Annotated in this window: 13 protein-coding genes; 2 read left to right on the forward strand and 11 right to left on the reverse strand. The window is 58.4% G+C overall.

Annotation, left to right across the window (positions count from 1 at the left end; all coding sequences use genetic code 11):
* Positions 1-10 precede the first annotated feature (10 nt).
* Positions 11-781 (forward strand): FkbM family methyltransferase, encoded by a 771-nt coding sequence (locus LH365_RS13290; protein WP_226744114.1) that lies wholly within the window; start codon positions 11-13, stop codon positions 779-781.
* A 106-nt stretch (positions 782-887) separates the two neighbouring features.
* Here LH365_RS13290 and LH365_RS13295 read toward each other — a convergent pair whose 3' ends face one another.
* Both LH365_RS13295 and LH365_RS13300 read right to left on the reverse strand, forming a co-directional pair.
* On the reverse strand, positions 888-2,990 hold the full coding sequence (locus LH365_RS13295) for a glycosyltransferase (protein WP_226744115.1): 2,103 nt from the start codon (positions 2,988-2,990) through the stop codon (positions 888-890).
* A 5-nt stretch (positions 2,991-2,995) separates the two neighbouring features.
* Complete coding sequence (locus LH365_RS13300) at positions 2,996-3,838, reverse strand: glycosyltransferase family 2 protein (protein ID WP_226744116.1); 843 nt, start codon at positions 3,836-3,838, stop codon at positions 2,996-2,998.
* 397 nt (positions 3,839-4,235) lie between these two features.
* Here LH365_RS13300 and LH365_RS13305 point away from each other — a divergent pair, with 397 nt between their 5' ends.
* Positions 4,236-5,174 carry a UDP-glucuronic acid decarboxylase family protein gene (locus tag LH365_RS13305; RefSeq protein ID WP_226744117.1) on the forward strand — a complete coding sequence of 313 codons (939 nt, stop codon included), beginning with the start codon at positions 4,236-4,238 and terminating at the stop codon, positions 5,172-5,174.
* 160 nt (positions 5,175-5,334) lie between these two features.
* Here LH365_RS13305 and LH365_RS13310 read toward each other — a convergent pair whose 3' ends face one another.
* The 9 genes from LH365_RS13310 to LH365_RS13350 all read right to left on the reverse strand — a co-directional run bounded on the left by LH365_RS13310 (position 5,335) and on the right by LH365_RS13350 (position 14,907).
* Positions 5,335-6,333, reverse strand: a complete 999-nt coding sequence (locus tag LH365_RS13310; RefSeq protein ID WP_226744118.1) for an SIS domain-containing protein — start codon at positions 6,331-6,333, stop codon at positions 5,335-5,337.
* 2 nt (positions 6,334-6,335) lie between these two features.
* Entirely contained in the window at positions 6,336-7,067 is a 732-nt protein-coding gene (locus LH365_RS13315; RefSeq protein ID WP_226744119.1) for a 3-deoxy-manno-octulosonate cytidylyltransferase, read from the reverse strand.
* 1 nt (position 7,068) lies between these two features.
* Positions 7,069-7,929, reverse strand: coding sequence for a 3-deoxy-8-phosphooctulonate synthase (kdsA, locus tag LH365_RS13320; RefSeq protein WP_226744120.1), 861 nt, complete (start codon positions 7,927-7,929; stop codon positions 7,069-7,071).
* Positions 7,930-8,050: 121 nt separating this feature from the next.
* A complete protein-coding gene (cysN, locus tag LH365_RS13325) occupies positions 8,051-9,973 on the reverse strand; it encodes a sulfate adenylyltransferase subunit CysN (RefSeq protein WP_226744121.1) in 1,923 nt (640 codons plus the stop codon).
* On the reverse strand, positions 9,973-10,884 hold the full coding sequence (gene cysD / locus LH365_RS13330; protein WP_226744122.1) for a sulfate adenylyltransferase subunit CysD: 912 nt from the start codon (positions 10,882-10,884) through the stop codon (positions 9,973-9,975). The genes cysN and cysD overlap by 1 nt, the downstream gene beginning before the upstream one ends.
* 179 nt (positions 10,885-11,063) lie before the next feature.
* Positions 11,064-11,873 (reverse strand): 3'(2'),5'-bisphosphate nucleotidase CysQ, encoded by an 810-nt coding sequence (cysQ, locus tag LH365_RS13335; protein WP_226744123.1) that lies wholly within the window; start codon positions 11,871-11,873, stop codon positions 11,064-11,066.
* A gap of 138 nt (positions 11,874-12,011) precedes the next feature.
* Positions 12,012-13,172 carry an AGE family epimerase/isomerase gene (locus LH365_RS13340; RefSeq protein ID WP_226744124.1) on the reverse strand — a complete coding sequence of 387 codons (1,161 nt, stop codon included), beginning with the start codon at positions 13,170-13,172 and terminating at the stop codon, positions 12,012-12,014.
* A gap of 83 nt (positions 13,173-13,255) precedes the next feature.
* Positions 13,256-14,137 carry a hypothetical protein gene (locus tag LH365_RS13345; RefSeq protein WP_226744125.1) on the reverse strand — a complete coding sequence of 294 codons (882 nt, stop codon included), beginning with the start codon at positions 14,135-14,137 and terminating at the stop codon, positions 13,256-13,258.
* A 2-nt stretch (positions 14,138-14,139) separates the two neighbouring features.
* Complete coding sequence (locus LH365_RS13350) at positions 14,140-14,907, reverse strand: hypothetical protein (RefSeq protein ID WP_226744126.1); 768 nt, start codon at positions 14,905-14,907, stop codon at positions 14,140-14,142.
* Positions 14,908-14,929: the final 22 nt, after the last annotated feature.

A 14,929-nucleotide genomic window follows, 5' to 3' on the forward strand; every position in this document is an offset into this window, starting at 1 on the left:
AACGATGGTCATGTTCTGGGCCGATCTCGACAACGCCGAGATCAAAAATCATACCTATGGACGTTACCAGTTTGACGTATGTATTGCGGACGATAATGGCCGTGATTGGTACGATCATGATTGGCCGGAAAGCCAAATGTGCGAGGTTGTAGAGTTAACTCGGTCACGGCTGAAGCCCGGTGCAACCGTCTTTGATCTGGGTGCCCACCAAGGCATTGTTGCGATGATGCTGGCGCGGGAAGTCGGCCCAACTGGTCGCGTCATAGCCGTAGACGCGCATCCGCACAATGTGCAGGTAGCGCGGCGAAACTTCGATATAAATGGTTTTCTCCATTGTGAAATCATCAATGCAGCCGTCAGTAATGCGCCAGGCCGGATAAAATTTGTTTCCGACCTGAATGGACAGGTTGATAAAGGCGACGTCAGAGAAAAGAATCCTTGGGCGAGTTTCTTTGAAGTCGATGCCATCACTATTAATGCTTTGATCGAGCATTATGGCCATCCGGATGTCATTATGCTTGATGTCGAAGGCGCCGAGTTTCTCGCCCTTGAAGGTGCTTCAAAAGCCTTCGAAAAACCGATCGATTTTTATGTCGAAATCCATCAGACCACTGGTCTCGAAACCATGGGCGGCAGCGTGCAGCAAGTCCTGTCCTATTTTCCGGAAGATCGATTCGATATGACTATTCGGACGGGTTGGGATGACGCCTTCAGGGCACGTCGACTTGATGAAGACTTCTCACAATTCGGTCATTTCTGGATTGTCGCTACAGCGAAATAAGCCCGTCCTTTTTCCATCATGTGCATCGGGCCCCCGCTCATACGAATTTAATTCGCCGCTTTCCACGCCTAAACTTACAGTATCTATAAAAAGCGGGCAGAAGGCATTAGCTACGGAGCGCCATTAATCTATCCCGTACGCTCTGTACCCGCGGCGGGAAGGCTAAGGTCATATCCTCCCGTACCAATGTCAGGTTAGGATTATACGCATCGTCGTCAAGGAGACCATCGCCGTACCGGGACTTGATAATATTGATTTCCGAGTTTTCACGTGCCTTCTTGGCTGGTGAATCCTCGGTCCCTCGCGATGCTGATTCATAGTGATACATTTGGGCGTAGGGCGCATAGATGTTGCGATAGCCCGCCGCTCGGACCTTGAGACAGAAATCAACGTCGTTGAACGCCACGGCAAGGCTTTCGTCCAGACCGCCCACCTGTTCATAAATGGATTTGCGAACCAGCAGTACGGCTGCTGTCACTGCGCCGAGCGACTGATGGACAACGGCGCGACCGCCATACCCGATGTCACCCTTCTTCAAAAACTTGTGCATGTGCCCGGCCACTCCATGGAACCCCAGGAGAACACCGCCATGCTGAAGAGTGTCGTCAGGATACCAAAGTCTTGCGCCCACACACCCGACATCTGGCTGAGCGGCAAAGGCAAGCATTTCCTCAATCCAGTCCGGTGTGATGATTTCAATATCGTTGTTCATCAGACAGACATAATCGCCGCGCGACGCGCGGACCGCGGCATTATTGAGTGCGGAAAAGTTGAACGGACGCTCGTCGCGCAGAACCCGTATACGGCTGTCCTCAAGGGTCTGGAAATAAGCCAGGGATTCTGGCTCAACCGAGCCGTTATCGACGACGATAATTTCAAAATTTGCATAGGTCGTGCGCGTGATAACAGAATCGATGGCCATGCTCAAAAGTTCTATACGATCCCTTGTGGGAATAATAATACTAACGAGCGGCCAAGGCTGAGGTATGGCAAATCGCACCCGGTTGAATTGGGGCGCCTCTTCAAGGACCAGCACATCGCCCGCGCGCCCGGTACGCGCAAAATGTTCACGGACAACATCCGGATCTGCCGTCTCGCTTTCGATATTCATGGTCTTATGGTTCAAAAGGCGCGGGACGTGGAGAAACGCTTCGCGCCCTTCGGCCTCAAATATACGCAGCGCCATGTCACGCGAAGAATCCGCGCCATTACGCCACCCGCCCAGGGATTCGACAAGTTCTCTACGGTAGACGAGAAAACGTCCCAAATAATTGTGGCTCAGCAATAGCTCGTAATTAAAACGCGGTCGAAATTCCGGATCATAGCGAAAGCCCGCCGTGATCTCCAACCGATCCTCGTCTCCATAAACCAGTCCTGCGCCCGGCTGATCATCAAGCGCCAGCGCAACCCAGAAAAGCGCCCCGACGCCTAGAACGTCCTGGGCGTCAAGAACGGCGACATAGTCACCCGACGCCTCATCCAACAGCTTGTTGGCGGTCTCTTCACGCGACCAGTCATCAGGCACCTCTCGAATACGCAGGCGTTCATCATCAAGGATCAAATCTTCGATGAGACGGCGATTGTCTTCGGGCAGGGTCTCCGGCAGGGCCAGAAGACCTTCGAACTGGCTGTAGGCCTGATGCTTCAAGCTGTCGAGACTGGCACGCAATTCCATCGGACTATCGGTCGGCCGAACGATCCAAATTACGCTGAACCACGCGGTTAAACCGGCTTGGTCGGCAAACGCTTCCATGTCGGGCCTTATATCCGTCTCCGCATCCTCATACATGGCCAGCCAGTCGCGATATTCCGGGCGGACGCTACGCTGTTCTTCTGCATTTATGTAGAGGAAACGGGCAGGCCGTCCTTCACGCCTCCCGAACTGTTTGTAATGGCTCCATCCATCGATGCGCGCACCGGCCAGATTGGGATTTTGCTTAAAATACCAGTTGGGGTCGAAAAAACGGGCAGATAGGCCGGTGTCCAGGCCTTCATGCAGAAAATGACGCCAGGCCGGGCCGGGATAGCCGGCAACTTCTGGATTTTGCTCCAGATACCATTGCTCATCGAAATTGTGCGCACGCAGCGCAACAGATCTGTAGAACCTATCGACTGTAGGAAAAACGATATCTGTCACCCGATGCTTCAGTCGCGCCAGTGGCGCCATTACCCGAAACAGTTTGGATCGGATTCCATGCATCATTTTCATAACAGTTAAACGTTGGCGATGGCGCTTAATTCAGCCATCTCGGCTTTCACAGCATCATAAATCCGAAGGATAGAGCGATCTTCCTGATCATTTCGATTATGCGCCGCGAAGGATTCATCATTATACCAGTATTTCAACTCCGGTTTGTTATCACCGGCGCCCCCCTGCCCGCGCGCCTTCTTCATCTGATATTCTTCAACAGTCTTGGTGTAATAGTGATTCACCTGCGCGACATCGAGCTCAACCGTTTCGGAAAGCCCCCAGTTGGGCATGGTTAACGGCTTGCCCGAAGCATGGACCCGTTCGCCCCCCTTGGTGCCGCAAGCGTGCATATGAACCGGGTTTGCCACGGACTTGACGCGGGCGAAGCTTTTAAGGTGGTTATTGACTGGAAAATCAGGCTCAGCCGCCAGCAAGAAGCGTTCCATGACCGGGCGGCTATCCCATTTTTCAATATGAGAATCTCCAAATATCCGCCAGTTAACACCGATGCTGGTCACTTCCGAACGTGCGTGCAACGGGGCCAGAAACTCGTTCACGGTCAGCGCCTGATGCAGCACCAGAAACTCGTCTGCATCAACGAACAGAACCCAATCCGTCTTGGCCTTGCGAAGCGCATCCTGATAGGCCGTTGTTTGCGGCGATTCGTTACGGCCCAGCTTCCACGGGCGATGCTTGATCTTACCGTTAGCAGCAAGAGCCTTCAAAATATCTGCTGAATTATCGGTACTATTATTTTCGTAGACGACGACCTCGTCGAATCCCAACACGCGATAGTAAGCTACCCATTCAATAAGATACGGCGCCTCATTTTTTGCGATCAAACAAACCATGCTGGTTACTGGCACGTATAACCTCGTATTTTATTTTGATTCTATGCTAAATTGGACAAAGCCAAGAAATACTCGTCGCGGAGACCTTCTATTGGCTAAAATTCTTTGAACAATGCAGCCAGACATCCTGTCTACACAGGCCGATTTCACAAGCACTGCACCCCCCCGCAGTGTACGGCTCTGGCTGTCCCTAATACGCAGGTAGATAAGCACAAGCAAGTGTGATTAGACGCCTTACCGCAATTATAAAGACGCCTTGCCGGTTGTGCATCCAGCCGATCTCGCTAATCCAACCGGTTTACGTTGATGTAAAATTCCTAGGTTGAATTGCGTGCACCTAGACGTTAGAGCGTTGTAAGGCCCCGGCTAAATCGCCGGTACGGTTAGTTGGATTTAAGCGGTTCGAGGCGCGATGAAACGAATTCTGGTGACGGGGGGTAGCGGTTTTCTGGGGTCGCATCTGTGCGACCAGCTGCTGGCGGAAGGTAACGAGGTCCTTTGCGTCGATAACTATTTCACGGGCCGCCGAGAGAATATCGCGCATTTATTGCAACACCCACGCTTTGAGGCCATGCGTCACGATGTGACCTTTCCGCTTTTCGTTGAAGTCGATCAAATTTACAATTTGGCCTGCCCGGCCTCCCCGGTACATTACCAGTTTGACCCTGTTCAAACGACCAAGACGAGTGTGATCGGCGCCATCAATATGCTCGGCCTGGCGAAGCGTATAAAAGCGCGCATCCTGCAGGCCTCCACGTCGGAAGTGTATGGCGATCCGGAAGTGCACCCACAGGCGGAAGACTATTGGGGTAGAGTCAATCCGATCGGCATCCGCAGTTGCTACGATGAAGGTAAACGCTGCGCAGAGACCCTGTTCTTTGACTATCACCGCCAACACAGGCTCGATATAAAGGTCATGCGCATTTTCAACACCTACGGGCCGCGCATGCACCCGAATGATGGGCGCGTGGTCAGCAACTTTATCGTTCAGGCGTTAAGCGGCGATGATATCACCATTTACGGCGACGGCTCGCAGACCCGGTCTTTTTGCTATGTGGATGACCTGATTTCGGGCATGGTCGCGCTTATGAAAAGCCGCGACGATTTCACCGGGCCCGTCAATATCGGCAATCCCGGTGAATTCACAATGCTGGAACTGGCTGAAAAGGTCCTGAAACAAGTTGGCGGTACATCAAAAATCACCTTCCGGCCTCTGCCACAGGACGACCCCAAGCAACGCCAACCGGACATCTCTCTTGCCAAATCTGAACTAGGCTGGGAGCCCAGGGTCGCGCTTGAGGATGGTCTGCAGGAGACCATCGCCTATTTCCGTTCACTATTGAACGCCTAAACCATGCCCCGACGTCTAATCTTACGTGTCTGCATACCTACCAGAGCAATATGCCGAAAAGTGTACGCGGTTTTGACGGCGTCGAACTTCGTTCCGCCAATCATATTGTTACAGACAAACGTCTAAAGGGGACGACGCCTCTATCTAAAGTCATTCTGCTCTAAGCCACGCCCGCGCGCAAGATTTCGTGCAGGTGGATCACGCCAACTGGCCTGCCATTTTCAACCGCGAACATGCCGGTAATGCTGCGGGCGTTCATCTCGGCCAGAAGCTGCGACGCCAGCGTGTCCGGCGTCGTTACGCGCGGCGCACGGGTCATCATCCCGGACACGGCAAGGTCGGTAAAGCCTTCGCTGAAGGCCCGGCGCAGGTCGCCGTCGGTCACGATACCGGTCAGACGGCCTTGGGCATCCACCACACCGGTCATGCCGTAGCGTTTGGACGACATCTCGACGATGGCCTGCGACAGCGGCGTGTCTTCGCCGACCAGCGGCATGGCCTCACCGCTGTGCATCAGGTCGCGCACCTTGAGCAGGCGCGAGCCCAGCTTGCCGCCGGGATGGAACTGACGGAAGTCCTGCGCCGTGAACTTTTTGAGCGACAGGAGCGCCACGGTGATGCAGTCGCCCATGGCCAGTTGCATGGTGGTCGACGTCGTCGGCGCGAGACCATTGGGACAGGCTTCGGCCATCTTGGGCAGGACCAGCGCAATGTCCGCCGCAGACCCCAGCGCGCTTTTTGGGCCTGAGGTAATGGCGATCAGCGGCACCTCGAAGCGGCGCGTATAGGCGATGATGTCGGCCAGTTCGGGCGCTTCGCCGGACCAGGACAGGGCCAGCACCACATCATTGCCGCCGACCATGCCGAGATCGCCGTGGCTGGCTTCGGCCGGGTGGACGAAATGCGACAATGCGCCGGTCGAAGCCAAAGATGCGGCGATCTTGCGCCCGATATGGCCCGACTTGCCCATGCCGGTAACGATAATTCGCCCGCCCTTGCCCTGAGCCGTGAGGATGGCGTCGATGGCCGCTTCGAAGCGCTGCCCCAGTTCACCATTCAGCGCGTCGCGCATAGCGCTCAGGCCGGCAGTTTCGATCTCCACGGTCTGTTGTGCGGCCTGAAGGGCGGATGTCGCGTCGAGGGCGGTTTCAAGAGCCATATTTACTTTCCTGCGAGGCGGCGGCGCGCCTCTTCCAGATCGGCCAGTGTATCGACCCCCAGAGGCACTTCGCCCACCTCGACGGCATCGATGCGCATACCGTGCTCCAGCGCACGCAACTGCTCCAGCTTTTCCCGCAGCTCCAGCGGCGACGGGGCCAGCGTCACGAAGCGCTCCAGCGCCGAACGTCGCCAGCCATACAGACCGATATGGTGATATAGCGCCCCTTCGCCCCAAGGCGCGGTGGCGCGCGTGAAATAGAGGGCGCGGAAACGGCCCGGCGCGATCGGCGTGCCGATCATCTTCACCACCGACGAGGCATTGCGCTCTTCGTCGGTGCGGATTTCCACCACCGGGGTGGCGATATCGACCTCGGCGTCTTTCAGTGGCTCGAACACGGCTCGGATGGTTTCCGGCGACACGGTCGGCAGGTCGCCCTGTACATTGAGCAAAATGTCGTACTGCCGGTCCGGATCGATACGGCTGATGGCTTCAAAAATGCGGTCTGAGCCCGACGGGTGGTCAGGCTTCGTCATCACGGCATTGCCGCCGACGGCGCGGATGGCCTCGGCGATTTCCGGCGTATCGGTAGCGACCCATACAGCGGCCAGATCGGCCTCGATGGCGCGCCGCCACACGGCGACGATCATCGGCTCCCCATTGAGGTCGGCCAGCGGCTTGTTCGGCAGGCGGGTCGAAGCCATGCGCGCCGGGATGAGGATGACCGGCTTCATACTACTCGGCGGCGTCGCGGGCAGTGATGGCCTTGGCCACCTGATCGATGGCCATGAGGTCGCGCATCAGGCCTTCGAACGAGGCCAGCGGCACCATATTCGGGCCGTCAGACGGCGCATGGTCCGGGTCCGGATGGGTTTCGATAAACAGGCCGGCGACACCGACAGCGACCGCCGCACGCGCCAGAACCGGCACGAATTCGCGCTGACCGCCCGACGAACCGCCCAGACCACCGGGCTGCTGCACCGAATGGGTGGCGTCGAAAATCACCGGCGCGCCCGTCGAGGCCATGATCGGCAGGCCGCGGAAGTCGGAAACGAGCGTGTTGTAACCGAAGCTGGTGCCGCGGTCGCACAGCAGCACGTTCGGATTGCCGCCCAGAACGATTTTGTCGAGGACGTTTTTCATGTCCCAGGGGGCGAGGAACTGCCCCTTTTTGACATTCATGGCACGGCCGGTCGCGGCGGCGGCCAGCAATAAGTCGGTCTGACGGCAGAGGAAGGCGGGGATTTGCAGCACATCGACGGCTTCGGCCACCGGCGCGCACTGCTGGGATTCATGCACGTCGGTCAGGACAGCGAGGCCGAGGCTTTCGCGGATTTCGGCGAAGATCGGCAGGGCGTCTTTCAGCCCGATACCGCGCGCGGCCTTGGCCGAGGTGCGGTTGGCCTTGTCGAACGAGGTCTTGAAGATCACCCCGAAGCCCAGACGCTCGGAAATCTCCTTCAGCGCCGACGCCACTTCGAGCGCGTGTTCCCGGCTCTCAAGCTGGCACGGCCCGGCGATGACTGAGATGGGCAGGTGATTGCCGAACTTCGCGGAGGTGAGTTCGACGACGGGATTGGCTTGTAATTCGGACATGGCTGTACTCCAGACTTTCGGGGTCTAGTGCATTACGCGATACACTTCAACCCGCCGCTTGAAGCGCAGATGTGGGGCCATTTAATGACCAATGCAAGCCGTAACCCAGCGTCGAACGGCATCAGATAACGTAGGTGGGTTCCGTCGGCAGGTAGCCGTTCTCGTACAGCCAGGCGAAGATGCGTTCGGCCTCGGCCTCAGGCGACTCGCCGTTCTGCGCCACCACGATTTCCGGGTTTTCCGGGGCTTCGTAGGGGCTGTCGATACCGGTGAAGTTCGGAATTTGACCAGCGCGGGCCTTTTTATAAAGACCCTTGACGTCGCGCGCTTCGGCGACATCCAACGGCGTAGCCACATGGATTTCGACGAACTCGCCGTCCTGCAGCAGCTCACGCGCCATCTGGCGCTCGGCGCGGAAGGGCGAGATGAAGGAGACGAGCGTGATCAGACCGGCTTCGGTCATCAGCTTCGACACCTCGGCGACGCGGCGGATATTTTCAACCCGATCCGCATCTGAGAAACCAAGATCCTTGTTCAGGCCGTGGCGCACATTGTCCCCGTCGAGCAGGGTCGTGTGATAGCCGAGGCTGAGCAGCTTCTTTTCGACCAGATTGGCGATGGTCGACTTACCCGCGCCAGACAGGCCGGTGAACCACAGAACCGCCGGCTTCTGGCGCTTGATGCCTGCGCGCGCTTCCTTCGACACCTCCAGCGCCTGCCAGTGTACATTGCTGGCGCGGCGCAAGGAGTGATCGATCATCCCGGCGCCCAGCGTCAGGTTGGAGATGCGGTCGATGAGGATGAACGCGCCCGTCGCCTTGTTTTCCGTGTACGGATCAAAGGCGATCGGCGACTGGGTGGCGATCAGGACCGTGGCCACTTCGTTGAGTTGCAGCGTCTTGGCCGCCAGCCTCTCGAACGAGTTGACGTCGGTCTTGTGGCGGACTTCGGTGACGGTCGCTGAGACGGTGCGCGCGCCGATCTTGAGCAGATACGGGCGGCCCGGCAGCAGTTCGTCTTCGTTCATCCAGATCAGGCTGGCCTGAAACTGTTCGCAGACTTCGGGACGAGCGTCCGGTGCCGCGATGATGTCGCCGCGCGAAATATCTATCTCGTCTTCCAGCGTCAGGGTGACGGCTTCGTCGGCCCCGGCAACGGGCAATTCGCCGTCAAAGGTGACGATAGCCTTGACGCTCGAGGTCTTGCCGGAGCCGGCTACGACCACCTCGTCGCCCGGACGCACCGTGCCCGAAGCGATGGTGCCGGAAAAACCGCGGAAGTTCAGGTCCGGACGGTTGACCCACTGCACCGGCAGACGGAAGGGCTTTTTCGTCTCGTCGCGGTCGATTTCTACCGTTTCAAGGTGCTCGACCAGGGTCGGGCCATTGTACCAGCCGAGCTTCTCGCTGCGATCCAGCACGTTGTCGCCGAAGCGCGCCGACAGCGGGATCGACACCAGCGTCTCGAAGCCGAAATCCGCCGCGAAGGCGCGGTAATCCGCGGTGATCTGCTCATAGACCTCTGGCGAATAGTCCATCAGGTCGATCTTGTTGACCGCCAGCACGACGTGCTTGATGCCCAGCAGGGAGACGATGAAGGAGTGACGGCGGGTCTGGGTCAGGATACCCTTGCGTGCATCGATCAGGATGACGGCGAGGTCGGAATTCGACGCCCCCGTGGCCATGTTGCGCGTATATTGCTCGTGGCCCGGCGTATCGGCGACGATGAACTTGCGCTTTTCGGTGGTGAAAAAGCGATAGGCGACATCGATGGTGATGCCCTGTTCGCGCTCGGCCTGAAGCCCGTCGACCAGAAGCGCCAGATCGATCTCTTCGCCGACCGTGCCGAAGCGCTTGGAGTCCTTTTCAAGCCCCGCCAACTGGTCTTCGAAGATCAGCTTGGTGTCGTAGAGCAGACGGCCGATCAGGGTCGACTTGCCATCGTCCACGCTGCCGCAGGTCAGAAAGCGCAGCAGGCTTTTCCTCTCGTGCGTCGACAGATATTCGGTAAAGGCCGAGGTATCGATTTTTTCCAGAACACTCATCAGAAATAACCCTCGCGCTTCTTCTTCTCCATCGACCCGGCTTCATCGTGGTCGATCAGGCGGCCGGAACGCTCAGACGTGCGCGCCACCAGCATTTCAGCGACGATTTCTTCCAGCGTCGTGGCTTCGGATTCGATGGCCGCCGTCAGCGGATAGCAGCCCAGGGTGCGGAAGCGGACATTGCGCACTTCCGGCGTTTCGCCGTTCAGCGGCAGGCGCTCGTCATCGACCATGATCCACTGACCCCCGCGCTTGACCACTGGACGCGGCGCCGAGAAGTATAGCGGCACGATAGGGATATTCTCAACGAGGATATATTGCCAGATGTCCAGCTCAGTCCAGTTGGATAGCGGGAAGACGCGGATCGACTCGCCCGGCTTGATGCGGGCATTGTAGAGGTTCCACAGTTCCGGGCGCTGGTTCTTGGGGTCCCAGCCGTGGTTCTGCGTGCGAAAGGAGAAGATGCGCTCCTTGGCGCGCGACTTTTCCTCATCGCGGCGCGCCCCGCCGAAAGCGGCATCGAAACCCTGCGCCGTCAATGCCTGCTTCAATGCGTCGGTCTTCATGACATTGGTGTAGACCGAGCTGCCGTGATCGAACGGGTTGATATTGTCGCGCACACCGTCGGCATTGGTGTGCGTGATCAGGTTCAGGCCCAGCCGCGCGACCGTGTCGTCGCGGAACTTGATCATCTCGCGGAACTTCCACGTCGTGTCGATGTGCATCAACGGGAAGGGCGGCTTCGACGGATGGAAGGCCTTCATCGCCAGATGCAGCATGACCGACGAATCCTTGCCGATCGAATAGAGCATGACGGGGTTTTTGAACTCCGCCGCCACTTCGCGCATGATATGGATCGACTCGGCTTCCAGACGCCGCAGGTGAGTCAACCGGTCAGGGGTAATCGACATGCCTTGCCACACACTCTTTTTCGCGAACCCTCGGTCCGTTCTCTTGTGCGGCTTTTACGAAGGAAGCGTTCGGCAAACAAACGTAAAAGGCTGGCGACACGGTTCAGTCTGACTAATCTTTCTCAATTGAGAGGCGCGCATCTATATCCGAAACGAAGTTCGGCGAAGCCAAAACCGCTTCACACTTTTCGGGATGTGCTTAGCTTCCGATCGCCATACGCAACAAAGTACGGATTGGCGAAGTCGGTCTCATCCGTCCGCCCGCGCTTGCCATAGCTCAGCGGCTGACCATCGAGCGTCGTCACCAGACCTCCGGCCGCGCGCAGGACCGCATCGCCCGCCGCCGTGTCCCATTCCATCGTCCGCCCGTGACGCGGATAGAGGTCAGCCGCCCCTTCGGCCACGCGGCAGAATTTCAGCGACGACCCTGCGGCGATGAAATCGCCGACCGTATATTGCTTGAGCCAGTCTTCGGTTTCGGCGCTGCCGTGCGAGCGGCTGCCGATAGCGGTCAGAGCCGCCGGGGCTTCGCGCACGCTGATGGCTTCCTGCGTACCGATCACACCATTGGTCACCGGCGCGCGGAACGCACCCTTGTCACGCCCGCCCCAGAACATCTCACCCAAAGCCGGGGCATAGACGACGCCCGCTACCGGCACGCCGTTTTCAATAAGGGCGATATTGACGGTAAACTCGCCATTGCGCGAGATAAATTCACGCGTGCCGTCCAGCGGATCGACCAGATAGAAGACGGCGTCGGTATCGGGAATATCGCCCTTCGACACGGCCTCTTCGGCCACCACCGGAATATCGGGCGACAGCTTGGCCAGTTCGGCCAGAATGATCTCTTCCGCCGCGCCGTCGGCCTCGGTCACCGGTGAGGCGTCGGATTTGGAGTCGACCGAGAAGCCCGCTTCGTAGATGTCCATGATTTTCGCCCCGGCCTTGAGCGCGATCAGGGTGAGCAATATCAATGGCGTATCGGACATTATGCGGACTCCGGACAGAACTTACGGGCTTTTGAGCGCATTCCAAAAAGTGTGCAACGGTTTTTGGAAGCAAATGCGCGGCAAAACAAAAGTTTAGAGCGCCGTGAGGGCGCACTCAAGCCCGTAAGCTTATCGGTCTCACATTTCGACGCGCGCCATTTCGTCGATGGCGCAGATGATATGGTAGAGGGTCGAGGCCGGGGCGGGCTCCTGCACGAAGCTGCCGTCCGGATTCATCTTGTCGCGATAGAGCCCGCGCACCGGCGCATCGAAATAGAGTTCGAGGCCTTCGGCGCCCTTGATCAGCTTTTCGACGTAACCCGCCTTCTCTTCCGGTGTCGCGGCGACGGATTGCAGGGCGACATAGGCCTTCATGCGCTCGGTCTGGGCCCACAGGCGCGCCTTGTTGTCCTTTACCGAGAAGTCGTCCCACAGCTCGAAGATGGTCGCATTGCGCACATGATCCGTGCCGTGGTCCTCGGCGATCTGCGTCAGGCGCTTGGCCGGCGCGATGAACTTATCGTCGCCGCTGATCGCCGCCCAGCGCACCAGCAGCCAGGCCCACTCGAACTGGTGACCCGGTTCGATAATGCGACCCATCTCGCCTTCCAGCGGATTCCAGTCGCCGTCGAAATATTCGCGCAAGGAGCCCGTCACCGGATGCAGAAATTTGTCGAGGCAGAGCTGGGCGATTTCCCCCGCAATGTCCTTCCAGGTCTGATCCCCACCCGCTTCGATCCAGGCCAGCGAGGCCTCGAACATGTGCATGTGCGGATTGGTCTTCAGCGGCAGGGTGCGCGGATTGGCTTCCTCGAAGCCGCGCACCGGATGCTTGTAGGTCGTCATCAGCGTATCGCGGATGGCGATGGCCTTCTGTTCAAGGCTCTTGTCGGTCGGACGCACTTTGAAAGCCGACGCGTAGGCCAAGAGCGCGAAGGCGTGATCGTAGAAATCGAACTCGGCCTTCACCACCTCGCCCTGCGGCGTCAGCACGGCATAGACCAGACCGCCCGGCGCGGCGGCCGGCCCGCTCAGCCAGTTCAGGCCGGCGTCGATGACGGTATCGACATCGCCCTGATAGCCCATCTGCTTAGCCAGAGCGTAAGAATAGACCTGACGGGCGGCGACGCGCGTGCGGCGATTGACATCGGCGGGGGTGCCCTCGAGGGCCAAGGTTTCAAATACGCCGCCTTTGGCCTTATCGACACCCGTATCGCGCCAGATGGGCAGCGCCGCCTCGAAAAGCCAATCCTTCAGTCGCGCCTGAACCTCAGCCAATGCCTTCGCCGTATCGCCCATGATCTGTCCTTAAAAAATAGCGGAAATATAGTCCGTCACAGATAACTGAACTCGCCGCCATTTCTCAAGAGCGAACATCTTTATTATTGCGGAGGCGGCGCCACCTGGAACTGAACCACCAATATCTTGCCCGATCCACCGGTTGGCGCATTGACCGAGGAATTACCCACGGACACCACCCGCAACAGCGGCTCTCCACCCTGAGGCTGATTACGCAATTGCCCTAACACCGGCTGCGCGGCGATCAGGGCCTGATGGAAGGCCACTGTACGTTCAAGCGACAACGCCTGAGCCGCGCGGCCTTCGGCGGTGAAGGCGTTGATATTGGCGTGGGCGACGATCGTGACGGCGCTCATCTTCGTATCATTATTACAGTCGGAAGCGTCCACGCCATAAGCCATGCACGGAAGTCTTTCCGCCAGGCTGCGGGCCAACTCCAATACTGCCGATTGGCCTTCACTGGAAAGCGTGGCTGTGCCGGCATTGAACAGGCGGTCGGGATCGAAAGTCGTTGAACCATCAGACAGATTGACGCTGGCCGCAGGCACGGTGCGGCTGATGTCCCCATTGAGGGTGGAGGCGAACAGCGCCTGAGCCGCGGCTGTCTTTTGCGAAGCTTCGCTCTGCACATCGGTCGGCGCCGCGCCGGAATAGGCAAAACAGCGGCGCTCGCCCGCCGCACCGGATTCCAGCAGATCGGTATCTTTCAGACAGACAATTCTGTTCTTATAATCGACTTCGATATCGGCATTATGCGTACGCAACTCGGTCGCGACCTTCATCAGGGCCGTTGTCTGCGCGTCCTTGGCGCTGGTCAGTTCTTGGGTCGTATCCCGGAAATGCAGGGCGAAATAGGCCAGCATGATGATGAAGACGAACAGCACGCCGACCATCAGGTCGGTCATGGAGACGTAATAGCTTTCGCCTTCTTCCAGTTCGTGCGCGCGACGGTGCCGGAAACGCATGATCAGCCCTCCGTACGGACAAGCGCCGTCTCAAGCCGTTTCAGGCTCTTGAGTTGCTCCATCGACACTTTTTCCGGCGGCATAAAACCGACGCAGCCGTCCAGCGCCACAAACAGACCAGCCTCGGCGCTTTCAATGGCGTGACGGCGGAAGCGGGCGACGACCCGCAGGATGATCGAGGCCAGCACGCCGGCGATCGAGGTCCAGAATTTGGTCGCGGCGATGGCCAGCAGTCCCATCAGCGCCGCCTGCATACCCTCGCCGCCGTTACCCGAGGCCATGGCCGAGGTCGCTTCGGACAGGGCGGCCACGATACCGAGGAAAGTCACCACCAGACCCACAGCCACCAGAATATTTGCCCACCATTCCAGCGCCCGCGCCGGCTCATCCAGCCGATCGAAGGCTTCGGCCGCACGGATGGAGGTGATGAACCCGTCGCCCTCACTGTCCACCAGCAGGCTGCGGTAATTGGCCCAGCCCAGCACCAGAGCGGCGGAAGACTGACCGTCGACGCCCGTTCCGGAAAAACGCGTGTCGATCTTGGGAAACTGTTCAAAAAAGGCTTTGCGAGTGCTCTGCCCGCCGATGCCCGTCAACAGGTTCCAGCGATCGCGGATTTCCCCCAGCAAAGGGCGGTAGGATTTCATACCGGAATAGACGATCAGCCCGACCGCAAAGACCAGTATGGCCCCGGCGAGAAGTAGTGCCACGCCGGGCGAACCGAAGGCCATAACGACAAGTTGGGTTATCGGATCGGTTTTCGCGGCCATGGTGTCTCCTGAGATTGTGCAA

Origin of the sequence: Asticcacaulis sp. AND118 (assembly GCF_020535245.1) — a bacterium.
GTDB lineage: Bacteria > Pseudomonadota > Alphaproteobacteria > Caulobacterales > Caulobacteraceae > Asticcacaulis.